Genomic DNA, 26,585 nt, shown 5'->3' on the forward strand with positions numbered 1-26,585 from the left:
GGGTACGGGATGGGGGAGCAGCGAGCGTGGCTGCGGAACTACCGGTGGTGGGCGGTCGGGTCGTGCAGGGGCTCGGGATCCGCACCGCTCTCGTCGCCGGAACGCCACGAGTGCCACAGCAGTGCGTAGGTCCCGTCGGCGGCCAGCAGCTCGCGGTGCGAGCCGAGCTCGACCAGCCGGCCTTCGTGCAGGACGGCGATCCGGTCGGCCTCGCGGGCGGTCTGCAGCCGGTGCGCGATCGCCACGACCGTGCGGCCCTCGAGCACCGAGGCGAGCGCGCGTTCGGTGCTGCGCGCGGTGGTGGGGTCCAGCAGCGCGGTCGCCTCGTCCAGGACCAGGGTGTGCGGGTCGGCCAGCACCACCCTGGCCAGGGAGAGTTGCTGGGCGCTCGCACCGTCGAGCTCGGTCTCGCGGCCGAGCACGCTGTCCAGCCCCTCGGGCAGGTCGGCGACCCGGTGGGCACCGACCGCGGCGAGGGCTCGGAGCAGGTCCCGGTCACCGGCATCCGGGCGGGCGAGGCGCAGGTTGTCGCGCACCGTGTCGTCGAAGACGTGGTGGTCCTGGGTGATGAGCACGACCTGGGCGCGCAACCGGTCCGGCGGCAGGTCCGCGACCGGGACACCGCCGACGTCGACCGTGCCGGTGCGTGGCCGGTCCAGCCCGGCCAGCAACCGGCCCAGTGTGGACTTGCCGGCGCCGGAGGCCCCGACGATCGCGAGTCGCTCCCCGGGCCGGATCACCAGGTCGATGCCGTGCAGCACGTCCGGTCCGGCGCCGTAGGCGTAGTGGACGTTGCGCACCTCGATCCGGTCGTCGCGAGGTGTGCCGGTGCGAGTCGTGTCGGGGACGGGCACCTCGGCCAGTCCCTCGAGCCTGGCGAGCGCCGCGGCGGCGCCCTGGAGCTGCTCGACCCACAGCATGAGTGTGTCCAGCGGGGTGGTGAGCTGGCGCAGGTACACGGTGGCCGCGATCACCGTGCCCAGGGTGACCAGGCCTGCCCCGTTGAGTGCCGCGCCGGCCAGCAGCACCCCGACGACCGGCAGCGCCAGGGCGATGTCGACCGACGGAAACAGCACGGTGCGCAGCCTCAGCGTGCGCAGCCGGGCGGATCGGACGACGTCGATCACCTTCTCCGCCGCCGCGGCCCGTTCGTGCTCCAGGGCCAGTGCCTCGATCGTGCGTGCACCGCGCGCGGTGCTGGTGACGACATCGGCCAGCGCCGCGCCGGCGCGGGCCTCGTGCAGGTACGCCGAGCGGGCGCGGCGCAGATACCAGCGCAGCGACACCCCCATCGCCGCGAGGCACCCGAGTCCGCACAGCCCGAGCCGCGGATCGAGGGCCAGCACCGCAGCGACGAGGAACACCACCTGGACCGAGGCGACGGCGACCTCGGGCACGGCGCGGCGCAGCGCTGTCGCGACGACGGTGGCGTCGGTGCTGCCCCGGGAGATCAGGTCCCCGCGGTCGGACGCCTCGACGATCGCCGCGGGGAGCGCCAGTGCGCGGTCGAGCAGGCGCTCCCGGATCCGGGCCGCGCTGCGCTCGCCGAACCGGTAACCCACCCCGAGCGCCATCCGGGACAGCACGATCTGTGCCACCGTCGTGACGACGACGATCAGCGCGAGCACGTCGATCGTGCCCAGCGGATCCGGATCCGTCCCGGCCGAGACGACGTCCACGATCCGGCCGAGCAGCCAGGGTGCGACCAGCCCCGCACCGGCCGCTGCCGCGTTCAGCAGGAGCATCGCGGCGACCGCGGCCCGGTCGGCCCGTAGCTCGCCGAGCACCGCCGCACGCAGCCGCGCGGATCCGGCGACCGGCAGCGTCCGGTCCTCGGCACCGGTCGGGTCAGCTGTTCCCGCGTGGCCGTTCACGTGCCGGGCTCCGTCCCGGAGCGTCGTCCGACCAGCTCGCGGTAGGCGGGCTCGCGGGCCGACAACTCACTGTGCGTCCCGCTCGCGGCAGGGCCTCGCTCGGGGAGGAACACCACCCGGTCGGCACGGTCGAGGATCAGTGGCGAGGACGTGACCACGACCGTGGTGCGGCCGCTGCGGTACACGCGCAGCCGCTCGGCGATCGTGGCTTCGGTGATGGCGTCCACCGCCGATGTCGGCTCGACCGCGAGCAGCACCTGCGGATCGGCATACACCACTCGGGCGAGCCGCAGCCGCTGGCGCTGCCCACCGGACAGCGTCGTGGCGCCACCGTTCAGCTGCGCCTCGAGCCCGCCGGGCAGTGCCCCGACGACGTCGTCGGCCGCCGCGGTGTGCACGGCTGCCCGTACCCGCTCCTGTTCGATCGGGAAGCGGCCGGCGACGATCTCGCCGACGGTGCCGGCGAACAGGGCGGCGTCGTTGTCGGCGACCACCACCCGCTCGCGCCACCCGGCCGGCTCCAGCGCGTCGATCCGGACACCGGCCACGGTCGCATCGGTCTCGCACAGTCGCCCCAGCCGGTCGACGACCGCGGCCGCGGCAGCCGGGTCGGCCCCGACCAGTGCTGTCAGCTGCCCGGGTTCGATCTCGACCCCCGAGGTGGGGTCCAGCACGGGGCCGGCGTCCGGCACCGCCAGCGCGTCCGGGCCGTCGCGACGATCCGGCTCCAGACGCAGCAGCCGCACGACCCGATCCGCGGAGACCAGGCCACGGGCGATGTCCCCGGCTCCTTCGATCAGCGCCGATACCGGCACCGCCAGCATCGCCAGGTAGCCGTACACCGCCGCCAGCTCCCCGACCGTGATGCCGCCCTGGGCGGCGGTCCGAGCCGCCAGCCAGGTGACCGCGGCCAGGGCGAGCGCGGGCAGACCGGTCGCCAGCGCGCCCACCCAGCTCGTCGGGCCTCCCACCTGGTAGCCGACGGCGACCAGGCGCTGTGACTGTCGCTCGTAGCGCTCCTGGTGGAAGCCCTTGCCGCCCAATCCGTTGAGCACCGGCAGCCCGGCGAGCAGATCGACCAGGCGGTGGGTGAGCCCGCCCTGAATGCCCCGGTATCCGCCGGCGGTGCGTTCGATGCGCCGCAACAGCGGGCCGATGGTGATCGCGAGGAGCGGGACGCCTGCCAGCACGACCACGGCCAGCAGCGGCGAGATGGCGACCAGCACGACGGCGACCACGACGTAGGCGACGACCGCGCCGAACCCGGGACCGGTCACCGTCATCGCCTGGGACACCACCTGCACGTCGGCGATACCGACGGTGGTGATCTCCCCGGTGTCCAGCCGCCGGCGCAGTGACGCGCCCAGCCGTGCGCACTGCCGCACGGTCGCGCGCACGGTCCGGAACGACGCGTCCATCCGGATCCGGGTCATCGTGCGGTGCCGCGCGATCCCGAGCGCGGCGACGAGGAACCCGACACCCACCAGGGCCCCCGCCCAGCTCAGCAGGGCGGTGGTGTCGCCCGGAACGAGGCCGTCGTCGATCACGCGGGACAGCAGGTACGGCGGCGACACCAGGGCGACCATCCAGGCGCTGCCGAGCGCCATGCCGCGGAGGATGCGCGGCCACTGCGAACGCGCCAGCCAGATCAGGAACGCCGCAGGCGATCGAAGATCGTTCTCCCGCGGCGCCGTGTGGCCGTCCGGTGATCCACGCGGCATGTGCACGACACCCCACGGCACGGGCACACAGTAGCCGCCCGCGCGCGATCGACGGAGACGACGAGCGGGGCCCGGCCGTGTCGGCCGGGCCCCGCGTTCGTCGGCTACTGCGTACTCAGTGATCCAGATGTTCGGGAGCTGTTCTGATGAATCGCCCTCCCAAGCCTCTCGACCCGGTCGCCGTCCCTGTGGCGTCAGGACCGCCTTGTTCGATGGCCATATCTTCAGCCGCCACTGCAGATCTCGTCAAGACCCGACTCCACGAACGAGTGAACGCGCTTCTCCGGTCGCCCGGCCCAGTCGGCTATGGCGCAGATCACTCGTCGGTCTGTCGGGTGAGCCGCGTGGGCGAGACATCGCAGGTGGATCACCGGTCGGGGTCCGTCGATCCATCCGCCACGACGCTGCCGGCCCGGCGGGCGAGGGCCCGCGCGCAGACTTTCCCGGTGATCGTTGTTGGTGCCACGGGCGGCTGGGTGTAGCGTGACAACCGGTCACCGTAAGTTCTGAAGTTCGTTTCTCTGAGCGCGCTCGCGGGATGATGATGCGGGCGGATTCGCTGTCTTTGGTGTAGCTGGAGCTGGCTGCCGTCTGGGAATCGCAGTGACCCGGACAGCCGCAGGACGTGGTTGTTCCGTCCACACGCTATGCAACAAGGAGTTACCTTCATGGCCACCGGTACCGTCAAGTGGTTCAACGCCGAAAAGGGTTTCGGATTCATCGCCCCCGACGACGGCGGCGCCGACGTTTTCGTGCACTACTCGGCGATCGACGCCTCGGGCTTCCGTGAGCTGTCCGAGAACCAGGCCGTGACCTACGAGGTCACCCAGGGCGCCAAGGGCCCGCAGGCCTCGAACGTCACCATCTGACGTTCCTCGACACACCCGGCGGTGGCGTACCTCCTCGGAGGGGCGCCACCGCCGTGTTCGTTCCGCAGCCGTTCAGCGGCCGCGGAGCTCGCGGCGCAGGACCTTCCCGCTGGCGGTCTTCGGGATCTCGTCGAGGATCTCGACCTGGCGCGGGTACTTGTAGGCGGCCATCCGCTCGCCGGCGAACGCGATGAGCTCGGCGGGTGTGGCCGTGGCGTCGGCCCGCAGTGACACGAACGCCTTCACGGTCTCGCCCCGGTACTCGTCCGGAACGCCGACGACCGCGGCCTCCCGTACCGCGGGATGCTCGTAGAGCACGTCCTCGACCTCCCGCGGCCAGATCTTGTAGCCACCCGCGTTGATCTGGTCCTTCTTGCGGTCGACGATGTAGAACCAGCCGTCGGCGTCCATGTAGCCGACGTCGCCGGTGTGCAGGACCCCGCCGGGCAGCGCCCGCGCGGTCTCCTCGGGTTTCTCCCAGTAGCCGGCCACGACCTGCGGGCCGGCCGTGACGAGCTCACCCACCTCGCCGGGGGCGAGATCGGCGCCGTCCTCGTCGATGATCCGCACCACCGTGCCGTAGACCGGCACCCCCACCGACAGCGCGCCCGAGGCGTCGTCGACGGGCGCTTCGGCATGCAGCGGCACCGCGTGTGACGGCGACGTCGTCTCGGTCAGGCCGTAGATGTTGTGGATGTAGTGCCCGAACGTCTCCCGGAACGCGTGCACCGTGCTCGGCGGGATCGGTGCGCCCCCGGAGTAGATCTTCCGCAGGGTCGCCAGCTGGGACCGCTGCGCGCCGGGTGCGTTCATCAGCGCGATGAACACGGTGATCGACCCGACGGTGAAGGTCGCCCGCTCCCGCTCGGCCGTCCGGAGCGCCAGGGCCGGATCGAGCCGGTACATCAGCACCAGCGGGGCACCGGTCAGCAGGGTGACGGCGACGTGCCCGACCAGGCCGGTGATGTGGAACAGCGGGGCGACCCCCAGCACGACGTCGCCGGCGTCCAGCCCGATCCAGTCGCGGTAGGTCCTGGCGTTGAACACCACGTTGCGGTGGGTGGCCATCGCGCCCTTCGGCGGCCCGGTGGTGCCCGAGGTGTAGGTCAGGAACGCCACGTCGTCCGGTCCGGTGGTGGCCGCGGGTGGGGTCGCGCCGCGGTGCCGGTGCAGGAACTCCAGCAGGTCGATCGTCCCCGGGCAGTCGATTCGTGTCACTCCGGCGAGAACATCGGTGGCGGTGCCGGAGTGCAGGTCGAGCTCCGAGGTGGTGAGCACGGTTCGCACGGCCGAGCCGGGCAGCACCCCGGCCGCGACGTCGCGGTGCAGCGACTGCAGGCAGACCAGCACCGACGCGCCCGAATCGGCGAGCAGCCCGGCGAGCTCGCGCCCCTTGTACATCGGGTTGACCGGCACGGCGATCCCGCCGGCCTTCCAGGTCCCGATCTGGGCGATCACGAACTGCGGCACGTTCTGGGTGAAGATCGCGACCCGCTCGCCGGCGGCGAACCCCTCGGCGACGAGCCCGGCGGCGAAGGCGTCGGTCAGCCGGTCGAGCTCGGCGAAACCGATCCGTCCGTCGAAGTACCGGATCGCGTCGGCCTCCGGGGCCCTGGCCACGGTGGCCGCGAACATCGCGAGCGCGTCGCCGAACTCCGGCTCGACGTCCGCGGGCTGGCCGGGGTCGTAGCGGGCGAGCCAGGGCCGTTCGTCGTAGACGCTCATCGGATGACGACGGGATTCACCGGCGAGCCGGTCCCCTCGACGACGTTCAGTGGCGCGGCGGTGTAGAGGAAGTCCCAGCGTCCGTCGGCGGCGCAGGCCTCGGCGAGTGCGTCGAGCTGGACGATCTCGGTGAGCACCACGCCGAGATTGCGCATCAGCGCGCAGTGCAGCGGCAGCACCACGCCGGAGACCGGGTCCCTGGTGACCTCGTTGGCGATCGTGTCGGTGACCAGGTTCGGGATCTCCTGCTCGGCGAACCACTCGACCAGCTCGCGGGAGTAGGTCAGGCCCGGCTCCACGAAGTCGGCGTAGAACTCCTCGGCCGGGACCGAGTAGAAGTAGGACAGGAAGCCGGTGCGGATCAGCAGGATGTCGCGCAGGCCGAGCTCGACGCCCTGCGCCCGCGCCGCGTCCTGCAGGTCGTGGTGGTCGAAGGTCTCGCCCTTGTCGAGCCACTGCTTGCCGCGGTGGCGCGCGATGTCGATCAGGACGCCCCGGCCGGCGACACCGCGCTCGGCGATCGGCTGCACCGAGGCCTTCGTCAGGCCGTCGACGGTGGTCCGCGCGTCGTAGCCGTTCCAGATGCGTCCGTCGTACCAGACGTGCCCGAGCGCGTCGTACTGCGTGGAGCCCTGCAGGAAGATCTCCGCCTTGTCGTCGGCGTAGTGCAGCCCGCCGGGGAACGCCGGTGCGCCCTCGCGGCCCTCGTCCCACGACGACTCGTCGAGCACGTTGTGCCGGTTGATGCTCTCCCGGCCCGGGAAGACCGGGTCGCCGTGCGGGTGCCCCATCGGCGCCTGCAGGGTGAACACCTCGCCGGTCCGGATGTGCCGGGCGCCGCGCAGCACCTGGTCGGCGTCGAGGTAGTTCAGCGCACCCACCTCGTCGTCCGGGCCCCACTTCCCCCAGTTGCTGGGGGTGTCGTCACCGAGGAGTTCACGCATGGTGGGCACGTCGGGCATCGTCAATCCCATCCAGAACGGTCGATCGTTAGGCCTCGGCTATGGTGCGGGTCACATCCATGGCCCGTCAAACCTTGTCGAGAACGCGGCATCGGCTCCGTCCCCGCTCCGAACGTGGCCAGAATGGGTCACGCCCGTACCGAGGAGGGCCACGATGGCCAAGTACCTGCTGCTGAAGCACTACCGCGGCGCACCGGCGTCGGTGAACGACGCCCCGATGGAGCAGTGGACACCGCAGGAGATCACCGACCACGTGCAGTACATGCAGGACTTCGCGACCCGGCTGGAGGGCACCGGCGAGTACGTCGACGGTCAGGCGCTCGCCCCCGAGGGGACGTTCGTCCGGTACGACGGCGAGGGTCGCCCGCCGATCACCGACGGACCGTTCGCCGAGACCAAGGATCTGATCGCGGGCTGGATGGTGATCGACGTCGACAGCTACGAGCGGGCCGTCGAGCTCGCCGGGGAGCTGTCGGCGGCACCCGGTGCCGGCGGGAAGCCGATCCACGAGTGGCTGGAGCTGCGCCCGTTCCTGACCGCGCCGCCGACCATCACCGACTGACCCGACGGTGGACGAGGCGCTGCTGCGGACGCTCACCCCGGTGGTGATCGCGATCCTGGTCCGCCGTGGTGCCGGCTTCGCCGCGGCCGAGGACGCCGTGCAGGAGGCGTTCCTGGAGGCGTTGCGGGTCTGGCCGTCGGATCCGCCGCGGGATCCCCAGGGGTGGCTGGTCGCCACGGCCTGGCGGCGGTTCCTCGACGGGACCCGGGCGGAGACGGCGCGCCGCAGGCGCGAGGACCTGGTGGAGGCGGAGCCTGCCCCCGGCCCGGCGGTCGGGACGGACGACGCGCTGCAGCTGTACTTCCTGTGTGCCCACCCGTCGCTGACGCCGTCGTCGGCGGTGGCGCTCACGCTGCGCGCGGTCGGCGGACTGACCACCCGCCAGATCGCGCAGGCGTATCTGGTGCCGGAGGCGACGATGGCCCAGCGGATCAGCCGGGCCAAGCGCACCGTGTCGCACGTGCGGTTCGACCGGCCGGGGGACGTCGCCGTCGTGCTGCGGGTGCTCTACCTGGTGTTCAACGAGGGATACACCGCGACCGGTGACGTCGACCTGGCCGTCGAGGCGATCCGGCTCACCCGCCGGCTCGCGGCCGGGGTCGACCATCCGGAGGTGGCCGGGCTGCTGGCGCTGATGCTGCTGCACCACGCCCGGCGCGCCGCCCGCACCGCGGCCGACGGGGCCCTGGTCCCGCTCGCCGAGCAGGACCGCGGCCGGTGGGACACCGGGATGATCGCCGAGGGGGTGGCGATCCTGCAGGCCGCGCTGGCCCGCGATCGGCTCGGCGAGTACCAGGCCCAGGCCGCCGTCGCGGCGCTGCACGCGGACGCCCGGACCGTGGCCGACACCGACTGGGTGCAGATCGTCGAGTGGTACGACGAGCTGGTCCGGCTGACCGACAGCCCGGTCGTCCGGCTGAACCGAGCGGTGGCGCTCGGCGAGGCCGACGGCCCGCGGGCCGGGCTGGCGGCCCTGGCCGAGCTGGACGGATCGCTGCCCCGCCACACCGCGGCGCTGGCGTACCTGCACGAGCGTGCCGGGGACCAGGGCACGGCGGCCGGGCTCTACGCCGAGGCGGCCCGGAGGGCGACCGATCTCGGCGAGCGCGACCACCTGATCCGGCAGGCCGCGCGGCTCAACACCCGGCTGCGCGGCTGAGCACCGCTCAGGCGTCGAAGTCGACGGTCGCGGTGTCGGACACCGGCCTGCTCTGACAGGTCAGCACGAAACCGGCGGCGATCTCGTCGTCCTCCAGTGCGTAGTTGCGCCGCATCTCGACCTCGCCCGAGGTGAGCCGCGCCCGGCAGGTGCCGCACACGCCGCCCTTGCAGGCGAACGGCATGTCGCCACGGACCTTCTGGGCGGCGTCCAGCACGGACTCGGTGCGGGGCAGGCTCAGCGTGGTCGACCGTCCGTTGAGGACGATCGTCACCTCGCTCCCGGATCCGTCGGGGACCGCGTCGTCCTCGGCGCGGTGCGGCTCGGGCGGCGGCTCGCCGACGTAGAACAGCTCGCGATGCACCCGGCCGCGGTCGACGCCGTACTCGGTCAGCACGGCGACGGCGTCCTCGGTCATGCCCAGCGGCCCGCACAGCCACCAGTGGTCGACGTCGTGCACGTCGACCAGCCCGGCGAACAGCGTGCGCAGCCGGTCGGCGTCGAGTCTGCCGTTGAAGATCTCCGCCTCGGTGGGCTCCCGGGACAGCACGTTGATCAGGTGCAGCCGCGGGCCGTGTGCGTTCTTCAGGTCGGCGATCTCCTCGGTGAACATCACCGTGTCGGTGCGCCGGTTGCCGTAGACCAGGGTGACGTGCGTGTCGTCGTGCGCGGTGAGCAGGGAGGCGGCGATCGACAGCATCGGCGTGATCCCCGAACCGGCGGCGACCAGAGCGTGATGGGTGCCCGCGGTCTGCTCGGGGGTGAACGACCCGCCCGGCGGGCCGACCTCCACCAGGTCACCCGCGGCGAGCCGGTCGACCAGCCACCCGGAGAACAGGCCGCCGTCGACCCGGCGGACCCCGACCCGCGGCGCGGCACCGGCGGGGGAGCAGATCGAGTACGACCGGCGCTCCTCCCCGTCGGCGGTGACGGTCCGCAGCGTCAGGTACTGGCCGGGCCGGAACGTGTAGTGCCCGCGCAGGTGCTCGGGCACGTCGAAGGTGACCGCGACGGCGTCGTCGCAGAGCCGTTCGACGTCGGCCACCCGGAGCCGGTGGAAACCCGCCGGGAGATCGGCCGGGGCGTCGGTCGTGCCGGGTTCGGTGAGCAGCATCAGAGTTCCTTCATGTGCTCGAACGGCTCGTGGCACGCGGTGCACCGGCGCAGCGCGGTGCAGGCGGTCGGGCCGAATCGGGAGAGCTCCTCGGTGGCCGGGGAGCCGCACTGCGGACAGCGCACGACCCGCGACGGCGGATCGAGTGTCAGCGGGACCGGGCCGGGTGCGTGCGTGGTGGCCGTGCCGGGTGGGGCGATGCCGGCGTCGGCGAGCTTGCGCCGGCCCGCCTCGCTGATCCAGTCGGTGCTCCAGGCGGGGGAGAGGACCGTCCGCACCTCGACCGGGACGTATCCGGCGCCGGTCAGCGCGCCGGCGATGTCGGCGCGCATCTCCTCGATCGCCGGGCAGCCCGAATAGGTCGGCGTGATCGTGACGGTGACCCGCCCGCCGACCTCGGTCACCGACCGGATCACGCCGAGATCGTCGAGGGTGAGCATCGGCATCTCGGGATCGACCACGGTCGCCACCACGTCGCGGGCGCCCAGGCCCGGGAGCAGATCGGTCACCACGTCGCCCCCGGGTGCCTGCGGGCGAGGCTCTGCAGCACCACGAGCGCGTGCTCGAGCTTCTCGGTGTGCACGCCCTGGCGGCCGCCACGCCCGGCGATGGTGCCGGTCGGGGGCACGTCGGGCCGGGTCAGGGTGGCGCGGGTGAGCACCTGGTCGAGGACGGCCTCGACCTCGTCGCGGGTCTGCGCGGGATCGACGGCGACCCCGGCGGCGACCAGCCGGCGCTCGACGTCGGAGGTGCGGAACAGCTCCTCGACGTGCGGCCAGACCCAGACCAGCGCGTCCTGCATCCGCCGGTGCGACTCCGGGGTGCCGTCACCGAGCCGCAGCACCCAGCGGGCCGCGTGGTCGCGGTGGTAGGTGACCTCCTTGACGCCCTTCGCGGCGACGGCGGCGAGCACCGGATCGGCCGATCCCTGCAGCCGGTGCAGCAGTGCGAGCCGCCAGGCCGAGAACACCAGCAGCCGGGCGACGGCGCGGGCGTAGTCGAGATCGTCGGACGGCTCGGTGAGCCCGACGCAGCGGAACTCCGCGACGTCGCGCCAGTGGGCGAGATCGTCCTCGCTGCGGCTCGTGCGCCCCTCGACGAGCCCTTCGACGTGCCCGGCGCGCGAGAGCAGCACCCTGGCCTGACCGAGCAGGTCGAGTGCGGTGTTGGCGAGTGCGACCTCCTCCTCCAGCTCGGGGGCGTTCGAGACCCACTCGGTGAGCCGGTGGCTGAGGACGAGCGCGTCGTCGCCCAGCATCAGGCAGTACTCGGCCAGATCCGCCGGATCGGCGCCGTCCGGAACCGGCGCGACGATGTCGGTCTCGGCGTCGGAGAAACCGGAGCCGAACGCCCAGCGCGGGTCGTCGGCCTCGGTCAGCGCGTCGTAGACGTTCTCCTCGTGCGCGGCCCCGCTCACAGGTGCGGCACCTCCTCCGGGATCGCGTAGAAGGTCGGGTGCCGGTAGACCTTGTCCGCCGACGGGGCGAAGAACGGGTCCTTCTCGTCCGGGCTGGACGCGGTGATCCGGTCGGCCCGCACCACCCAGATGGAGACGCCCTCGTTGCGGCGGGTGTACACGTCGCGGGCGTTGTGCAGGGCCATCTCGTCGTCGGCGGCGTGCAGGGAACCGACGTGCACGTGGTTGAGGCCGCGCTTGCCGCGGACGAACACCTCGTAGAGCGGCCAGGCCCGGCGCGAGGGCCGCTGCCCGGATCCGGTCTCGACGCCGGTGGTGGGGACGGCCCCGTGCCCACCCTCTGCGGTGACCTCGGTGCTGCCCCCGTCGTCTCCGGTGCTGCCGCCGTTCACGCGCCTGCCTCCGTTCGTGCCGATCGCTTGTCGGCGTAGGCCCGGGCCGCCTCGCGGACCCAGGCACCGTCCTCGTGTGCCCGGCGCCGGTGCTCCAGCCGCTGCCGGTTGGCCGGCCCGGCACCGGAGACGACGGCCCTGAACTCCGACCAGTCCGGTTCGCCGAAGTCGTGCGCCTGCCGCTCGTCGTTCCAGCGCAGGTCCGGATCCGGCAGCGTGACGCCGAGCGCCGCGGCCTGCGGGACGCTCATGTCGACGAACCGCTGGCGAAGCTCGTCGTTGGTGTGCCGCTTGATGCCCCACGCCATCGACCGGTGGGTGTTGGGGGAGTCGCCGTCGGCCGGGCCGAACATCATCAGCGACGGCCACCACCAGCGGTTCGTGGACTCCTGCACCATCTCGCGCTGCGCGTCGGTGCCGTTCATCATCGCGAGCAGCGACTCGTAGCCCTGACGCTGGTGGAACGACTCCTCCTTGCAGATCCGGATCATTGCCCGGGCGTAGGGGCCGTAGGAGCAGCGGCACAGCGGGACCTGGTTGGCGATCGCGGCTCCGTCGACCAGCCAGCCGATGACGCCGATATCGGCCCAGGACAGCGTCGGGTAGTTGAAGATCGACGAGTACTTCTGCTTCGCGTCGATCAGCTTCTCGGTCAGCTCCTCGCGGTCCACCCCGAGGGTCTCGGCGGCGGCGTAGAGGTACATGCCGTGGCCTGCCTCGTCCTGCACCTTGGCGAGCAGGATCGCCCGGCGGCGCAGCGACGGTGCGCGCAACAGCCAGTTGCCCTCCGGCTGCATACCGATGATCTCGGAGTGTGCGTGCTGGGCGATCTGGCGGATCAGGGTCCTGCGGTAGGCATCGGGCATCCAGTCCCGAGGCTCGATCCGCTGGTCCGCCGCGATCGTGGCGTCGAAACCCGCCTGCAGCCGCTCCGGCGTGTGCGCGTCAGCCGTCGTCAAGATCCACCCTCCAGCGACCGAATGTTCGTTCGTCTAGAGGGTGGACCAGTACCGGGCCGGAGCGCAAGTGGGGACGGTCCGGGGCGCCGGGATCAGCTCGCCGCCGGATCGGGCTCCGCGGCCCGCTCCAGCCCGGCGGTGATCCGGCGCAGCAGCTCGTCCAGCAGCGCGGCATCGGGCCCGACGATCTCGGAGAACCGCTGCCGCACATCGGCGACGGCCGAGTCCCAGTGGGCGAGCGCCTCCCGGCCGCGGGCCGAGGCGAAGATCAGTACCCGGCGCCTGTCGTGCTCGTCGGGCCTGCGCAGCACGAGATTGGCCGACACCATGCGATCGACCAGCTTGGAACACTTGGGGGCGAGCAGCAGCGCGTGCTCGGCGACGACGTTCATCGGGCAGCCGCCCCGCTCGGCGAGCAGTGACAGCACGCGCCACTGGTCGAGATCGGCCCCGACCGAGCGCAACGCGTCGTCGAGTCGTTGCGTGGCACCACGCTCGGCCATCGAGAGCAGGCGCAGGGTCTCGTCGTTCACCTGAACGCACCCCGGTCGGACATCCGACTCGACCATCCCCCCGAACAGAGCAATACATGCAGGTCGAACACCTTTAGCGTAGCCGGATGACGCCATCGCGTCTCACCTTGCCGCCCGAGCACCGGCGCGACGCGCTCACGATGGCGCTCGTGGTCCCCCTGCAGGGGCCGGCCGGGATCTTCGGGCCGTCCTGCGAGAGCTGCGGGACGCTCGCGATGGAGCAGACCAACGACGAGGGCGGCGTGCTGGGCCGGGAACTGCGGCTGCTCCCGGTCGACGGCGGCGCCGCACCGGACGAGGTCGCCAGGGAGGTCGCCGCGCTGGTCACCGCCGGCACCGTCGAGGCCGTCACCGGCTGGCACATCTCGGCGGTGCGGGAGGCGGTCGCACCGGCGATCGGCGGCCGGGTGCCGTACGCCTACACCGCGCTCTACGAGGGTGGCGAGCGCCGGCCCGGGGTCTTCCTCACCGGCGAGACGCCCGATCTGCAGCTCGGCCCGGCCCTCGACTGGTTCGCCGCGGCGGCCGGCGTACGGCGCTGGACGATCGTCGGCGACGACTACGTCTGGCCGCGCCGCTCGGCCGATGCGGCGCGCCGGTTCCTGCGCCGGATCGGCGGCACCGTGTGCGACGAGATGTACGTGCCGCTGGGCACCACCCGGTTCGACGCGGTGCTCCGGCGGGTCGAGCGCAGCGGCTGCGAGGCGGTACTGATGCTGCTGATCGGCGACGACGCCGTCGAGTTCAACAAGGCGTTCACCGCCGTCGGGATGGACCGCGACATCCTGCGGTTCAGCTCGCTGATCGACGAGAACGTGCTGCTCGCCTCGGGTGCCGAGAACACCCGCGGCCTGATGACGTCGGCCGGTTACTTCGAGGATCTCGCCACGGCGTCCGGGCTGGACTTCGCGGCCTGGTACTCGCGGCGCTTCGGGCCGGAGGCGCCGGTGCTGAACAGCCTCGGCGAGTCCTGCTACGAGGGCGTGCGACTGCTGACCGCGCTGATGCGCCGGGCCGGCTCCACCGACGTGCGGTCGATGGTCTCGGTGTCCGACGGGCTGTCCTACGAGAGCCCGCGCGGCACCGTCGAGCTGCGGGACCGGCACCTGCGGCAACGGGTGTTCCTCGCCGCCGCGGACGGTCTGAGCTGGGACGTCATCCAGCAGCTGTGACCGTTGACACCATGCGCCGCCCACTATAGCTTTCCTGGGAAATTATTTCCTGATTGGGCGACGAGGACGGCGGGCTGCCATGGCGACCTACACCTACCGCTGCGGGACCGACGGCCCGGTCGACGTCCGGCGGCCGATCGGCACCGCTCCCGCCACCCTGGCCTGCCCGGCCTGCGGGGCGGAGGCCGCCCGGTTGATCACCCCGCCGATGCTCGGGCTCGCCGACCGGAACCGGATGGGGCTGCTCGACCGCACCGAGGCCAGCCGGACCGAGCCGCAGGTCGTGACCTCGCTCCCGTCCTCGGGGCCCGGGCCGCGCCCGGCCGCCCGTCCCGATCCCCGCACCCGGGGCCTTCCGCGCCCCTGAACCGCTGATCCGGGGCGCCCGGCCGGTGACGGCCGCCGCCACGACCGGCACCCACCCGCGACGGGCCACCGGCCCGCCGCGCGGTGCCGCCTGCCCTGCCTGCCTCACCCCGTCTTCCCTGCCCCGCCTGTCCCGCCCCTCCGGGCGGTCCCCGATGAGATGGAAGGTGCGTTCGTCATGCCCGAGGTCGTGTTCCCGCTCGACTCCAGCAAGAAGTTCACCGAACAGCAGATCGTCGGCCACAACCGCTGGCACCCGGACGTCCCCGCCCAGGTCCGGGTACGTCCCGGCGACAGCTTCCGGGTGCACTGCCGCGAGTGGTTCGACGGGGCCATCCACAACGACGACTCCGCCGACGACATCCTCAACGCCCCGCTGGCGGGCGTGCACGTGCTCTCCGGCCCGATCCACGTCGAGGGCGTGCAGCCCGGTGACCTCCTGATCGTCGACATCCTCGATGTCGGCCCGATCCCGCAGGAGGACGCCGGCCCGCTCGCCGGGCAGGGCTGGGGCTACACCGGCGTCTTCGCCACCAGCAACGGCGGCGGCTTCCTCACCGAGCAGTTCCCGGACGCCTACAAGGTGATCTGGGACTTCCGCGGCGGTGTCGCCACCTCCCGGCACGTCCCGCACGTGTCGTTCACCGGAATCGTCCATCCCGGACTGATGGGTACCGCGCCGTCGCACGAGTTGCTGCGCACCTGGAATGCCCGCGAGCAGGCCCTGATCGACACCGACCCACAGCGCGTCCCGCCGCTGGCGTTGCCGCCGAACCCGGACTTGGCGATCCTCGGCTCGCTGACCGGCGCCGACTTCGACCGGGCGGCCGCCGAGGCCGCACGGACCGCGCCGCCCCGGGAGAACGGCGGCAACCAGGACATCAAGAACCTCACCAGGGGCAGCCGGGTCTTCTACCCGGTGTTCGTCGACGGCGCGAAGCTGTCGATGGGTGACCTGCACTTCTCCCAGGGCGACGGCGAGATCACCTTCTGCGGGGCGATCGAGATGGGCGGGTTCATGGACCTGCACGTCGACGTCATCAAGGGCGGGATGGAGAAGTACGGCGTCTCCGAGAACGCGATCTTCATGCCGGGCCGCACCGATCCGCAGTACAGCGAGTGGCTGGCGTTCTCCGGTACCTCGGTGACGCTGTCCGGCGAGCAGCGCTATCTCGACTCGCACCTGTCGTACCAGCGGGCCTGCCTGCACGCGATCGACTACCTGACGCAGTTCGGCTACTCGGACATCCAGGCGTACATGATCCTGGGTGCGGCACCGATCGAGGGCAGACTGTCCGGCGTCGTCGACATCCCGAACTCGTGCTCGACGGTCTACCTGCCGACCGAGATCTTCGACTTCGACGTGCGCCCCGGTAAGGACGGCCCGACCAGGATCGATCCGGGACAGGGCGTCCCGGTGGCCCGGGCGTGAGGTAGCGGCCATGGGATCCGTCGGGCTGCTGTTCGTCGGCGCCGTCCTGTTCATCAACGGCGCGATGCTGCTGGGCTGGGTGGATGCGAAGTCGGCCGCGCCGATGAACTTCTTCGTCGGCGGGCTGCAGATCGTCACCCCCACCTACCTGATCTTCACCGCGGGTGGGGACGCGGACGTCATCCTGTTCGCGTCCGGGCTGTATCTGTTCTCCTTCACCTATCTCTACGTCGCGCTGAACATCACGCTCGGCCTCGACAGCAGCGGACTGGGCTACTTCTGCCTGTTCGTGTTCCTGTCCGCGCTGGTGTTCTCCTGGCTGAACTTCACCCGCTTCGCGGATCCGGGGTTCGGCGTCATCTGGCTGCACTGGGCGTTCCTGTGGTTGCTGTTCTTCCTGCTGCTCGGTCTGAAACAGGAGCGACTCGGCCGCTACACCGGTGCGGTCTGCGCGATCCAGGGCTGGGTGACGGCATGGTTCCCGGCGTTGTTGCTGCTCACCGGTGCCTACGCGCAGTTCGCCGGCACGCTCGCGGTGGCACTCGCGGTGTTCGGCGTCGTCGTCTACGGCGGGCTCCTGGTGGTGCTGGGTCGCCGGTCGGACGGGGCACCGGTCGCCCCGGCCGAGGATCGGAACGTCCCCGCCTGAACCCCGCCACCGCACGGGCGGGCCGCGGTCGAGCGACGGCGGCCCGCTACGTGCGGGTGAGGATCAGCCAGACCAGATAGACCAGGTAGACGGTGACGAGTGTGCCGCCCTCGAACCGGGTCAGCTTCGCCCCGGTCCGCATCGCGATCGCGGCCCCGACGGTCGCGACCGCGAGCAGCACCAGATCGGCGTCGACCACGTCGGACGGGACCTCGATCGACGCGCCGGGTGCGGCGAGCACGGTGATGCCCAGGACCAGGGCGATGTTGTAGACACTGGAACCGACCAGGTTGCCGACGGCCAATCCGGTCTCGCCGCGGACGATGGCGACGAGCATCGTGACCAGCTCCGGCGCCGAGGTGCCGATCGCGACGACGGTCAGCCCGATCACCGCCTCGTCCACCCCGAACGCCCGTGCCCCCTGCACGGCGCCGTCGACCAGCAGCTCCGCACCGACGACGATCAGCACGATCGACGCGACGAGCACCAGCAGTTGCACGACCGGGCCACCGCCGGCGCCGCCGGTGTCGGCCTCCGCGGCGACGTCCTCCCGGCGGCTCGTCCGGAAGATCAGCACCGTGTAGACCACGGCCCCGGTGAGCAGCAGCGCGCCGTCGATCGGCCCCAGCGAGCCGTCCCGGGCGAGTACGAAGAACAGCAGCGTCGCGGCGACCATCGCGGGCAGGTCGAAGCGCAGCGTGCGGCTGCTGAACAGCACCGGCCGCAGCAGCGCGCCCAGCCCGAGTACGAACAGCAGGTTGACCAGGTTCGTCCCGACGATGTTGCCGGTGGCCAGGCCGGCGCTGCCCGAGCGCGCGGCGTCGATACCGATCGCGAGCTCGGGGAGGCTGGTCCCGACCGAGACGACGGTCAGGCCGATCACCATCGGGGACAGCCCGAGCCGGGCGGCGAGCCGGGAACCGGCCCGCACCAGTAGCTCGGCGCCGACGAGCAACAGGGCCAGGCCGCCGAGGCCGAGCAGGATCACCTGCACGCGGAGCTACTCGTGCACGCGCGGCCGACCGTCGAGGCGGACATCCGGGTCCGGGACGCCGAACAGCACATCGCGGGACGCGGCGGCCCCCTCGGGGAGCCGGTCCTGCACGTCGAACAGCTCCATCGCGCCGGTGACCTGCAGTGCGCGCCGCGCCGGACGGCTGCTTCCGCAGACCACCCGCAGCCGCTTGCCCTCGGCGCCGATCACGTCCCGCGCCTCCAGCAGCGAGGTCAGCCCGGCGGTGCCGAGGAAGTCCACGCCGGACAGGTCCAGGATCAGGTCGGAGCTCTCCTCGGACCAGATGCCGAGCTCGCCCCACAGGTCGGGGGAGGTGTCGTCGTCGACTGCGCCGATCGCGTGCAGCACGGTCGCCCCGGACGGGTGCCGTGACGTCTCGAACCGCAGCACCGGATGGTCGCCCAGCTGCTCGGCGGGCTCCGGCGACGGCAGCGGCCGCGTCTCGTCCTCCATCGCAGGCGTTCCCTTCCGGAGCCGGTACGCCCGGCGCCGGGATCAGCATTGCAGTGACCAGCGGTGCTCGCATGCGCTATCGCGGTGACCGGCGGTGCCCGGATGCGCTGTGGGGCGCCGCGGGACGGGGTGACGACTCGGCCCCGCCCGGGGCTCCGGCGCGCAGCCCGGCCACGGGGTGTGACGCGTTGTCCTGCCACGGCGTGTGACATGCGGCCCTGCGCCGGGCGTGACGCGCAGCCCTGCGCCGGGTGTGACGCGTAGCCTCGCCCCGTGGCCACCACCCTGACCGCCGCCGAGATCGCCGGGATGATCGACCACGCGATCCTGCGGCCGGAACTGACCCGGGCCGACGTCGACGCCCAGCTCGAGACCGCCGCCCGGCACCGGATCTTCAGCGTCTGCGTCCGGCCGAGCGACGTCGCGCGCGCGGTCGCCCGGCTCGAGGGCACCGCGGTCGCGGTCGGCACCGTCATCGGGTTCCCGCACGGCACGACCAGCACCGCGGCCAAGGTCGCGGAGTCCCGGCAGGCGATCGCCGACGGCGCCGCCGAGCTGGACATGGTGATCAACGTGGGACGGCTGCGCAGCGGGCTGCTCGACGACGTCGAGGCCGACGTCCGCGCGGTCGTCGAGGCCGCGGGTGGCCGGATCGTGAAGGTCATCCTGGAGACCGCGCTGCTGTCCGACGACGAGATCGTCGCCGGATGTGCGGCCGCCGAACGGGCCGGGGCGTCGTTCGTGAAGACCTCCACCGGTTTCGCCGGCGGTGGTGCGACGCCGGCGCACGTCGCGCTGATGCGGCGGTCCGTCGGTCCGTCGGTGCGGGTGAAGGCGTCCGGCGGGGTGCGCGACCTGGACACCGTGCTCGCCTTCCACGCTGCCGGGGTGACCCGGTTCGGCACCAGCGGGACCGCGACGATCCTGGCCGACGCCGCCGCCCGGGACGCCGGGGGCTCGGCCGGTGCCCGGGTGGACGACACCTCCTACTGATCGGTACGCGACGGCGCCCGATCTGGGAGGCTGGCCCGGCGAACGCGCACCGTGAACCGGAGGAGACCGATGGCAGAGCAGTCCCGTCCGTCCCCGTGGTCGGCCGCGGGGGTCACCGGGACGCTGATCGGCGCGGCACTCGGGACCGTCGGTGCGGCGGTCGAGATCGGTCGCAGGCTCCCCGGCTGGATCGCCGAGGCACCCCGTGCGGTCGAGGCGATGCCGCAGCTGGCCGCGGATGTCGCGTCGCTGCCCCGGCGGATCGCCGGCGTCGACACGGCACTGACCGGTCTGGCGCCGGTGCTCGACGACGTCCTCGGGCGGGTCGTGACGCTGTGGGACGACCCGGTGGCCGTCGACCGGATCGACCGGCTGACGGCGGCCGTGGTGGAACTGTCGGCGGCCGCCGGCCCGCTGACCGAGCTGGCCGGGGCGCGCCGGGATCTCGGCACCCTGGCCGGGGCGGTGGAGCCGCTGCGCGAGCTGGGCGGTGCGGTGGAGTCGCTGCGTCAGCTCTCGTCGGCGGTGGAGCCGTTGCGTGAGCTGGCGGACGCGGTGGGGCCGTTGCGTGAGTTGTCGTCGGCGGTCGGGCCGTTGCGTGAGCTGTCCGAGGCGGTGGGCCCGCTGCGTGAGCTGGCGGCGGTGCGCGAGGACCTGCACGAGCTGGCGCTGGTACGCGACGACCTGCACGAGCTCGTGGCGGCGGTCGGGCCCCTGCGTGAACTGTCCGGCGCGACCGCTCCGCTCGCCGAGCTGGCGACGGCGGTGGAGTCGCTGCGCGAGCTGAGCACCGCGGCCGAACCCCTGCGTGAGCTGGCGGCGGTGCGCGACGACCTGCACGAGCTCGCCGGCGCCACCGAGCCGCTGCGGGCACTCGCCCCGGCCCGTGACGACCTGGCCGCACTGGCGGGTGCGGTGGGCACCCTGCAGCGCCTCGCCGACGCGGTCGGCCCGCTCGAGGAACTCGCCCGCACCAGGGACGACCTGGGCGAACTCGCCGGAGCGGTGGGCCCGCTGCGCGAGCTGGCGAGCGCCGGCGAGCACCTGGAGTCACTCACCGGCGCGGTCCCCGCGGTGCAGGCACTGGCCGCCGCGCGCGGTGATCTCGCCCGGCTCGCCGAGGCGGTCGGTCCGCTGCAGGCGCTGTCGGAGACCCGCGAGGACCTGACCTCGCTCGCCGGTGCCGTCGAGCCGTTGCGCGAGCTCGCGCGCACCCGCGCCGATCTCACCTCACTCGCCGGTGCGGTGGAGCCGCTGCGCGAGCTCGCCCGCACCCGGGAGGATCTCGCGGCGCTGGCCGGTGCGGTGGAGCCGTTGCGCGAGCTCGCGACCGTCCGCTCCGATCTGTCGGCGCTCGCCGCCTCGATCGACGAGAACGGCGCGGTGCACCGGCTCGCGTCCGCCGTCGCCGATCCGGCCGGCGAGGGCGGCGACCGTACGCCCCGCCTCGCGGCGCTCGACGCGAACCTCGCCCAGGCCGCCGACCAGCTCACCACCGTCGCCCCGGACCTGCGTTCGGTCGCGGCCCGGATCGACGCCCTCGACCGGCAGATCGGCGTGCTCGCCGACGCGCTCGCGCCGCTGCAGGGCACCACCGAGCGGATCGGGCGGATCGTCGACCGGCTGCCGGACCGGACCCGCAGGCTCGTCACGCGTCCGGCACCGGAGGGCTGAGCGGGGTCACCGTCGCGGTGCCGGGGCCGCGATCCGGGTGGCCGGACGCGGCACGGCGGCGACCGTGCCCGGTGCACAACGAACGGGCCGGCCCGCAGATCGCGGACCGGCCCGTTCGCCGGAGAAACCGGGCTGTGCTCCCGGTGTTCGGGGTGTTCTCAGCCCAGGCCGGCGGTCTGGTCGAGAACGGTCTTCTGGGCCTGCTCCACCGACGCGGCGTTGCCCTGCTCGGTGGACGACTCGATCGAGTTGTCCTGGACGACGGACTGGCCGGAGCCGCCGTGCACGTCCTCGTTCGCGAAGTTGCTCAGGCCGGCGATGCCGTCGGCGTTCGCGGCCGGGTTGACCTGGGTGACCGGGGCGGTGGAGCCGTTGTCCTGGGACACGTCGGCGCTCTGCGCGCCGGTCGCGGAGCCGGCGGTCTCCTGGGTGCTGGTCACGGTGGTGTCGTCGTCGGCGAACGCGACGCCGGAGACGCCGAGGGCCAGCGGGAGCGCCAGCGCGGACGCGGCGGCGATACGGATGGACTTGCGCATGGGGAAGCGTTTCCTCTCGGGGAAGTACCCGCGGCGCCCTGATCGGGGCGGGCGGCGCGGGGTGGAACGTCGGTGCAGGGGGAGATCAGCCGGCGAGGCTGGTCAGCTGCTCCACGATGGTCTTCTGGGCCTGCTCGGTCTCGGCCGCGTTGCCCTGCTCGGTCGAGGAGTCGATCGAGTTGTCCTGGACGATGGACTGGCCGGAGCCCTCGCCCTCGTAGACGTCCTCGTTGGCGAAGTCGCTGATCCCCAGCACATCGCTGACGTTGATCGCCGGGTTCGCCTGGGTGACCGGGGCGAACGAGGAGTTGCCCTGGTCGGTGGCGGCACCCTGCTCGGCGCCGGCCGTCGCCTCCGAGCCCTGGTTCTGCTCGAACGTGTCGTCGGCGAAGGCCATCCCGGCGGCACCGAGGGTCATCGGCACGGCCAGCGCGGCGGCGGCCAGAGTGCGCACGGACTTACGCATCAAGCGCGTTCCCTTCCTGAGTTCCTGCTGTCGATGCACGTTCCGATCATCACTGGAGCGCGCTGCCGTGAAAGGTAGTAGTAATCGAACAGAAATGCGCGACGAGATGGGGTGACATGTGCTGCACGCGAACCAGTGAACCGATACCCAGAGTTATCCGAAGTTCTACTCAATCGAGTGAACAAGGGGTCGAATTGCCAGTTCACGACGGTCGCGCATAGCGGTTCCGGCTACTCAGGGCGGGGTGCCGGAAATGATACCCGTTCGAGTGAAATCCGCGATGCGCTGTGCTGCGAAGTAACCTGCGGTTACTTCTGGAAATGCCGGGTTACGGTCGATCGGCGAAATGTTTTACGAGATTCGACACGTCGGTTCAGTGATGCCGCAGCCGGGAAAGCCCGGTCCAGACGAGGGCGAGCAGCATCTCCGCGAGCGCGTCCGGGTCCTCGGTGCCGCCCGAGGCCGACCAGTCGGCGAGGCCCTCCGCCGCGCCGACCAGTGCGGCGGCCAGCGGTGTCGCGAGTGCGCGGGCGGTAGCCGGATCCCGGCCGGTCAGCTCGGCCGAGAGGAGCTCGGCCACCCGGTCCACGATGCGTGCCCTGGCGTCGTGCACCTCGTCGGCGAGGGTTCCGGTGCGGGCCTGCCGGTAGAGCACCGACCAGCCGTCGCGGTGGGTGGTGAGCGTCGCGAAGAACGCGCGCAGGCCACGGCGCAGCCGGTCCTCGGTCGTCCGGTCGTCGCCGGGTGCGTCCGCCGGGGCCCCCGCGGCCAGCGAGACCGACGTCAGCAGTCGATCGGCCTCGCGCCGGATGCAGCGGCGCAGCAGCTCCTCCTTGGAGCCGCCGCCGTGCGTGTAGACCATCGGCTTCGACAGTCCGGCCTGCTCTGCGACGTCGTCCATCGAGGCGTCGTGGAAGCCGATCCGGGAGAACACCCGCACGGCCGCGTCGAGCACCTGGCGCTCGCGCTGCTCCGGCGGGAGCCGGCGGCGGCCGGTCGCGCTCGTCGGGGGGACCACACTCGACACCTTAACTACTGCTGCGTAAAGTAACGCCGAAGCGAACCGGGTACTTCAAGTACCGGGCACTTCCGACCACGACGAGGTGGAGTGACCGATGGCCGACACGGTCGACATCAACGAGCTGGGTCGCAGCATCGACCCGAAGAGCCTGTCCGACGAGCAGCTGCTCGCCACCCTGGGCACCGCCCTGCGCGACGGTGACCCGGCCGACGTCGATCCGTCGTTGTTCGCCCGGCTGGTGAAGGGCGCCTCGAAGCAGCAGCTGGCGACCGTCATGGCGTCCGACGTGCGCGGCCCGGTGCTGCAGGCGATCTTCGGCCGGATGAGCGAGTTCTACTCGTCGAAGGGCGCCGGCGGGAACCGTCAGGTCGTGCACTGGCACATCAAGGACGGCGACGTGCAGGACAGCTTCGAGACCGTTCTGCACGGCGGCACCTGCACCGTCACCGAGGGCACCAGCGAGGAGCCGCGGACGGCGCTGACGATGCCGGGCACCGAGTTCCTGCGGATCGTCACGAACAACGCGAACCCGGTGACCCTGTTCATGACCCGCAAGCTCAAGGTGGCCGGCGACGTCGGATTCGCCACCGCCCTGCAGAAGATGTTCCAGATCCCGTCGGCGTGACACCGGACCAGGGAGCAGTGACATGACCTCCTTCGAACTCTCCGCCGAACACCGCGAGCTGCAGGAATGGGTGCACGGGTTCGCCGCCGAGGTGGTCCGCCCGGCCGCCGCCGAGTGGGACGAGCGCGAGGAGACCCCGTGGCCGATCCTGCAGGAGGCCGCGAAGATCGAGCTCTACAACTTCGAGACGCTCGCGTCGTTCTGGGGTGACGAGACCGGCCTGTCCATGCCGCTGGTCAACGAGGAGCTCTTCTGGGGCGACGGCGGCATCGGGATGGCGATCTTCGGAACCACCCTCGCGGTGGCCGGGATCTTCGCCTCCGGCACCCCGGAGCAGATGGTCGAGTTCATCCCGCAGTGCTACGGCGACGCCTCCGACCCGAAGGTCGGCGCGTTCTGCTCGTCCGAGCCCGACGCCGGATCCGACGTCGCGGCCATGCGCACCCGCGCGGTGTACGACGAGGCACGCGACGAGTGGACCCTGACCGGCCAGAAGGCCTGGGCCACCAACGGCGGCATCGCGAACATCCATGTGGTGCAGGCCGTCGTCGATCCGGAGCTGGGCGGCAAGGGGCAGGCGGCGTTCGTCGTCCCGCCGGGGACACCGGGGCTGGAGTCCACCCGGAAGATCAAGAAGATGGGGCTGCGGGCCTCGCACACCGCGGACGTCTTCCTGGACGACGTCAAGCTCCCCGGCTCCTGCCTGCTCGGCGGGAAGGAGAAGCTCGACGAGCGGCTCGCCCGTGCCCGGTCCGGCGAGCGGTCGAAGGGCTCCGCGGCCATGCAGACCTTCGAGCTGTCCCGGCCGACGGTCGGCGCCCAGGCGATCGGGATCGCCCGCGCCGCCTACGAGTACGCCCTGGACTACGCGAAGGACCGGGTCGCGTTCGGCAGGCCGATCATCGCCAACCAGTCGATCTCCTTCACCCTCGCCGACATGCGTACCGAGATCGACGCCGCCCGGCTGCTCGTGCACCGGGCCGCCTGGATGGGCCGCAACGGCGTGCCCTTCACCGCGGGCGAGGGGTCGATGTCCAAGCTCAAGGCCGGCCGGGTGGCGGTGTGGTCGACCGAACGCGCGATCCAGATCCTGGGCGGTGCCGGGTACTCCCGCGAGCACCCGGTGGAGCGGATGCACCGGGACGCGAAGATCTACGACATCTTCGAGGGCACCGAGCAGATCCAGCAGCTCGTGATCGCCCGGGCGATCTCCGGGATGCACCTGTCCTGAGCCCGCCCGCCCGGCTCCGGGAGCGGCATCCGTTCAGCCGTGCCCGGTCCCGGCGCCGTCGCGGGTGGCCGTCACCAGCCGGTAGCCCGGGTCGACCGAGGCCAGGCTCCGCAGGTGCCCGTGCCGGGCGTCCCACCGGCCGGTGGCCAGGTCGTCGGACAGTCGCCCGACCGCGTCGTGCACCGCTGCGGCCGGTATCCGGGCGAACGCCGAGATCGCCGTCCGGCGGGCCGGGTCGAGGTAGGACTCCGGCCGGTTCCAGTAGGCACAGAGGAACCCGTCGGTGCAGTCCGCGGGCACCGGGACGGTCTCGACCGTCACCGACCCGCCGGGGGCGCGGAGCCCGGCGACGACCTCGTCGAGGGTCGCGAGCTCCGACTCGGCCGCCACGATGTCGGGCAGGTACTCCTCGACCAGCCAGAACCGCGCCATGACGCCCGGGTCCCAGGTCAGCACGACCTGCCGGGGTGCGATCCGGCGCAGCTCGGCGAGCCCGGCACCGGCGTCGGACCAGTGGTGCACGGTGAGGACGGCGAGCGCGGCGTCCGCTCCGTCGTCGCGGACCGGCACCGCCTCCGCGGTCGCACGCACGGCGGGCGCGGCACCGGCGGGCCGCTGCGCGAGCATGCTCGTCGAGGGATCGACCGCGAGCACCCGCCGGTCGGCCGGTTCGTACGAGCCGGCGCCGGCGCCGACGTTCACCACGGTCCGGGCGGCACCGAGGGCCGTCTCGATACGTTCTGCGATCCGCGGGTCGGGCCGCCGCCGGGTCGCGTAGCCGGTGCTGAGACCGGCGTAGACGTCGCTCATCGGCTCGAGGTGTCGGCCACGACGCGTGCGACGCCGTCCCGGAAGCCGCCGGTGGTGAAGCAGATCGGTTCGGCGAACTCCTCCATCGTCAGCGCCTGCTCCCAGGGGGCGTCGGCGGCGGCGCGCAGCAGCGGTTTCGCCAGCTCCACCGCGTGCGGCGGCAGTGCGGTGATCCGGCGGCACCAGTCGAGCGCGACCGCGGGCAGGTCGGCGGCCGGGACGAGTTCGTCGACCAGGCCGAGCTCCAGCGCCTCGGCGGCGCCGAGATGCCGCCCGGTCACGTGCAACGCGAACGCCCGCCGGTAGCCGAGCGCCCTGGTCAGCGCCCAGCTCGTCCCGACCTCGGGGACCAGGCCGAGCCTGCCGAACGCCGGGACCAGTACGGCGTCGTCGGCGGCGAGCGCGATGTCGCTGCTCAGTGCGAAGGCCAGGCCGACCCCGGCGGCCGGGCCGTTCAGCGCGGCGACGAACACGGTGTCCGAGCGGGCGAGCAGCCGCGCCATCGCACCGAACTGCTGCCGGATCCAGCGCCAGGGCATCGCCGCACCCTCGACGTCGTCGGGCCGGCTGCTGCGCTCCACGTGCTGCTGCATCATCCGCAGGTCCCCGCCGGCGCAGAACGACGATCCACTGCCGGTGAGCACGACCGCGCGCACCGCCGGATCCCGGACGAGCGCCCCGGCGGCGTCGAGCAGCTGCACCATCAGCGGGCCGCTGAGCACGTTGAGCCGGTCCGGGTCGGCGAGCCGCAGCACCGCGTGGTCCCCGTGGTGCTCCACCTCGACCAGCTCGGTCCGCTCGGCCCGGGCGTCGGCCACCAGCTCGGCATACGACATGTGCATGGGTTCTCCTCGT

General features: G+C 72.3%; 28 protein-coding genes. 11 read left to right on the forward strand and 17 right to left on the reverse strand.

Annotated elements, in window-relative coordinates:
* Positions 1-38: 38 nt before the first annotated feature.
* Both Pdca_RS00125 and Pdca_RS00130 read right to left on the reverse strand, forming a co-directional pair.
* On the reverse strand, positions 39-1,874 hold the full coding sequence (locus Pdca_RS00125) for an ABC transporter ATP-binding protein (RefSeq protein ID WP_197719880.1): 1,836 nt from the start codon (positions 1,872-1,874) through the stop codon (positions 39-41).
* On the reverse strand, positions 1,871-3,481 hold the full coding sequence (locus tag Pdca_RS00130) for an ABC transporter ATP-binding protein (RefSeq protein WP_232021337.1): 1,611 nt from the start codon (positions 3,479-3,481) through the stop codon (positions 1,871-1,873). The genes Pdca_RS00125 and Pdca_RS00130 overlap by 4 nt, the downstream gene beginning before the upstream one ends.
* Positions 3,482-4,263: 782 nt before the next feature.
* On the opposite strand from Pdca_RS00130, the gene Pdca_RS00135 reads away from it, so the two are divergent.
* Positions 4,264-4,464: a cold-shock protein gene (locus Pdca_RS00135; protein ID WP_085914078.1), complete on the forward strand. Its 201-nt coding sequence runs from the start codon at positions 4,264-4,266 to the stop codon at positions 4,462-4,464.
* Between the two features lie 72 nt (positions 4,465-4,536).
* Here the strand turns inward: Pdca_RS00135 and Pdca_RS00140 are convergent, their stop codons facing one another.
* A complete protein-coding gene (locus Pdca_RS00140; RefSeq protein ID WP_085914079.1) occupies positions 4,537-6,189 on the reverse strand; it encodes a class I adenylate-forming enzyme family protein in 1,653 nt (550 codons plus the stop codon).
* Positions 6,186-7,151, reverse strand: a complete 966-nt coding sequence (locus tag Pdca_RS00145; RefSeq protein ID WP_085914080.1) for a cyclase family protein — start codon at positions 7,149-7,151, stop codon at positions 6,186-6,188. Before Pdca_RS00145 ends, Pdca_RS00140 begins: the two co-directional genes overlap by 4 nt.
* A 154-nt stretch (positions 7,152-7,305) precedes the next feature.
* On the opposite strand from Pdca_RS00145, the gene Pdca_RS00150 reads away from it, so the two are divergent.
* On the forward strand, positions 7,306-7,713 hold the full coding sequence (locus Pdca_RS00150) for a YciI family protein (protein ID WP_085914081.1): 408 nt from the start codon (positions 7,306-7,308) through the stop codon (positions 7,711-7,713).
* Positions 7,714-7,720: 7 nt separating this feature from the next.
* Positions 7,721-8,872, forward strand: coding sequence for an RNA polymerase sigma factor (locus Pdca_RS00155; protein WP_085914082.1), 1,152 nt, complete (start codon positions 7,721-7,723; stop codon positions 8,870-8,872).
* 7 nt (positions 8,873-8,879) lie between these two features.
* Here the strand turns inward: Pdca_RS00155 and paaE are convergent, their stop codons facing one another.
* The 6 genes from paaE to Pdca_RS00185 form a co-directional block, all read right to left on the reverse strand.
* Positions 8,880-9,986, reverse strand: a complete 1,107-nt coding sequence (gene paaE / locus Pdca_RS00160) for a 1,2-phenylacetyl-CoA epoxidase subunit PaaE (protein WP_085914083.1) — start codon at positions 9,984-9,986, stop codon at positions 8,880-8,882.
* On the reverse strand, positions 9,986-10,498 hold the full coding sequence (gene paaD, locus Pdca_RS00165; RefSeq protein WP_373865519.1) for a 1,2-phenylacetyl-CoA epoxidase subunit PaaD: 513 nt from the start codon (positions 10,496-10,498) through the stop codon (positions 9,986-9,988). Before paaD ends, paaE begins: the two co-directional genes overlap by 1 nt.
* Positions 10,492-11,403 (reverse strand): 1,2-phenylacetyl-CoA epoxidase subunit PaaC, encoded by a 912-nt coding sequence (paaC, locus tag Pdca_RS00170; RefSeq protein WP_085914084.1) that lies wholly within the window; start codon positions 11,401-11,403, stop codon positions 10,492-10,494. Before paaC ends, paaD begins: the two co-directional genes overlap by 7 nt.
* Positions 11,400-11,795 (reverse strand): 1,2-phenylacetyl-CoA epoxidase subunit PaaB, encoded by a 396-nt coding sequence (gene paaB / locus Pdca_RS00175; protein WP_085914085.1) that lies wholly within the window; start codon positions 11,793-11,795, stop codon positions 11,400-11,402. The genes paaC and paaB overlap by 4 nt, the downstream gene beginning before the upstream one ends.
* The gene (gene paaA / locus Pdca_RS00180; protein ID WP_085914086.1) at positions 11,792-12,754 is read right to left on the reverse strand and encodes a 1,2-phenylacetyl-CoA epoxidase subunit PaaA; all 963 of its coding nucleotides are present in this window, start codon (positions 12,752-12,754) and stop codon (positions 11,792-11,794) included. Before paaA ends, paaB begins: the two co-directional genes overlap by 4 nt.
* A gap of 92 nt (positions 12,755-12,846) precedes the next feature.
* The gene (locus Pdca_RS00185) at positions 12,847-13,287 is read right to left on the reverse strand and encodes a MarR family winged helix-turn-helix transcriptional regulator (protein WP_197719881.1); all 441 of its coding nucleotides are present in this window, start codon (positions 13,285-13,287) and stop codon (positions 12,847-12,849) included.
* An 86-nt stretch (positions 13,288-13,373) separates the two neighbouring features.
* Here Pdca_RS00185 and Pdca_RS00190 point away from each other — a divergent pair, with 86 nt between their 5' ends.
* The 4 genes from Pdca_RS00190 to Pdca_RS00205 all read left to right on the forward strand — a co-directional run bounded on the left by Pdca_RS00190 (position 13,374) and on the right by Pdca_RS00205 (position 16,906).
* Positions 13,374-14,459, forward strand: coding sequence for a substrate-binding domain-containing protein (locus tag Pdca_RS00190; RefSeq protein WP_232021338.1), 1,086 nt, complete (start codon positions 13,374-13,376; stop codon positions 14,457-14,459).
* A gap of 79 nt (positions 14,460-14,538) precedes the next feature.
* On the forward strand, positions 14,539-14,826 hold the full coding sequence (locus Pdca_RS00195; protein ID WP_085914087.1) for an FmdB family zinc ribbon protein: 288 nt from the start codon (positions 14,539-14,541) through the stop codon (positions 14,824-14,826).
* A 177-nt stretch (positions 14,827-15,003) separates the two neighbouring features.
* Positions 15,004-16,257, forward strand: coding sequence for a formamidase (fmdA, locus tag Pdca_RS00200; protein WP_085914166.1), 1,254 nt, complete (start codon positions 15,004-15,006; stop codon positions 16,255-16,257).
* Between the two features lie 10 nt (positions 16,258-16,267).
* Positions 16,268-16,906 carry an AmiS/UreI family transporter gene (locus tag Pdca_RS00205; RefSeq protein ID WP_085914088.1) on the forward strand — a complete coding sequence of 213 codons (639 nt, stop codon included), beginning with the start codon at positions 16,268-16,270 and terminating at the stop codon, positions 16,904-16,906.
* Between the two features lie 46 nt (positions 16,907-16,952).
* Here the strand turns inward: Pdca_RS00205 and Pdca_RS00210 are convergent, their stop codons facing one another.
* A complete protein-coding gene (locus Pdca_RS00210) occupies positions 16,953-17,900 on the reverse strand; it encodes a calcium/sodium antiporter (RefSeq protein WP_197719882.1) in 948 nt (315 codons plus the stop codon).
* Positions 17,901-17,906: 6 nt separating this feature from the next.
* Positions 17,907-18,374: an STAS domain-containing protein gene (locus tag Pdca_RS00215; protein WP_085914089.1), complete on the reverse strand. Its 468-nt coding sequence runs from the start codon at positions 18,372-18,374 to the stop codon at positions 17,907-17,909.
* 273 nt (positions 18,375-18,647) lie between these two features.
* On the opposite strand from Pdca_RS00215, the gene deoC reads away from it, so the two are divergent.
* Together deoC and Pdca_RS00225 are read left to right on the forward strand one after the other, a co-directional pair.
* A complete protein-coding gene (gene deoC, locus Pdca_RS00220; protein WP_085914090.1) occupies positions 18,648-19,367 on the forward strand; it encodes a deoxyribose-phosphate aldolase in 720 nt (239 codons plus the stop codon).
* A gap of 69 nt (positions 19,368-19,436) precedes the next feature.
* A complete protein-coding gene (locus Pdca_RS00225; protein ID WP_085914091.1) occupies positions 19,437-21,041 on the forward strand; it encodes a hypothetical protein in 1,605 nt (534 codons plus the stop codon).
* Positions 21,042-21,199: 158 nt separating this feature from the next.
* Here the strand turns inward: Pdca_RS00225 and Pdca_RS00230 are convergent, their stop codons facing one another.
* The 3 genes from Pdca_RS00230 to Pdca_RS00240 all read right to left on the reverse strand — a co-directional run bounded on the left by Pdca_RS00230 (position 21,200) and on the right by Pdca_RS00240 (position 23,061).
* Positions 21,200-21,577, reverse strand: a complete 378-nt coding sequence (locus tag Pdca_RS00230) for a hypothetical protein (RefSeq protein WP_085914092.1) — start codon at positions 21,575-21,577, stop codon at positions 21,200-21,202.
* An 85-nt stretch (positions 21,578-21,662) separates the two neighbouring features.
* The gene (locus tag Pdca_RS00235; protein WP_085914093.1) at positions 21,663-22,043 is read right to left on the reverse strand and encodes a hypothetical protein; all 381 of its coding nucleotides are present in this window, start codon (positions 22,041-22,043) and stop codon (positions 21,663-21,665) included.
* A 373-nt stretch (positions 22,044-22,416) separates the two neighbouring features.
* Positions 22,417-23,061, reverse strand: coding sequence for a TetR/AcrR family transcriptional regulator (locus tag Pdca_RS00240; protein WP_158092216.1), 645 nt, complete (start codon positions 23,059-23,061; stop codon positions 22,417-22,419).
* 97 nt (positions 23,062-23,158) lie between these two features.
* On the opposite strand from Pdca_RS00240, the gene Pdca_RS00245 reads away from it, so the two are divergent.
* Both Pdca_RS00245 and Pdca_RS00250 read left to right on the forward strand, forming a co-directional pair.
* Positions 23,159-23,689: an SCP2 sterol-binding domain-containing protein gene (locus Pdca_RS00245; protein ID WP_085914095.1), complete on the forward strand. Its 531-nt coding sequence runs from the start codon at positions 23,159-23,161 to the stop codon at positions 23,687-23,689.
* Positions 23,690-23,711: 22 nt separating this feature from the next.
* The gene (locus Pdca_RS00250; RefSeq protein WP_085914096.1) at positions 23,712-24,920 is read left to right on the forward strand and encodes an acyl-CoA dehydrogenase family protein; all 1,209 of its coding nucleotides are present in this window, start codon (positions 23,712-23,714) and stop codon (positions 24,918-24,920) included.
* Between the two features lie 33 nt (positions 24,921-24,953).
* Here the strand turns inward: Pdca_RS00250 and Pdca_RS00255 are convergent, their stop codons facing one another.
* Positions 24,954-25,730 carry a class I SAM-dependent methyltransferase gene (locus Pdca_RS00255; RefSeq protein ID WP_085914097.1) on the reverse strand — a complete coding sequence of 259 codons (777 nt, stop codon included), beginning with the start codon at positions 25,728-25,730 and terminating at the stop codon, positions 24,954-24,956.
* Entirely contained in the window at positions 25,727-26,572 is an 846-nt protein-coding gene (locus Pdca_RS00260; RefSeq protein ID WP_085914098.1) for an enoyl-CoA hydratase/isomerase family protein, read from the reverse strand. The genes Pdca_RS00255 and Pdca_RS00260 overlap by 4 nt, the downstream gene beginning before the upstream one ends.
* Between the last annotated feature and the right edge of the window lie 13 nt (positions 26,573-26,585).

The organism is Pseudonocardia autotrophica (assembly GCF_003945385.1).
Lineage (GTDB): Bacteria > Actinomycetota > Actinomycetes > Mycobacteriales > Pseudonocardiaceae > Pseudonocardia > Pseudonocardia autotrophica.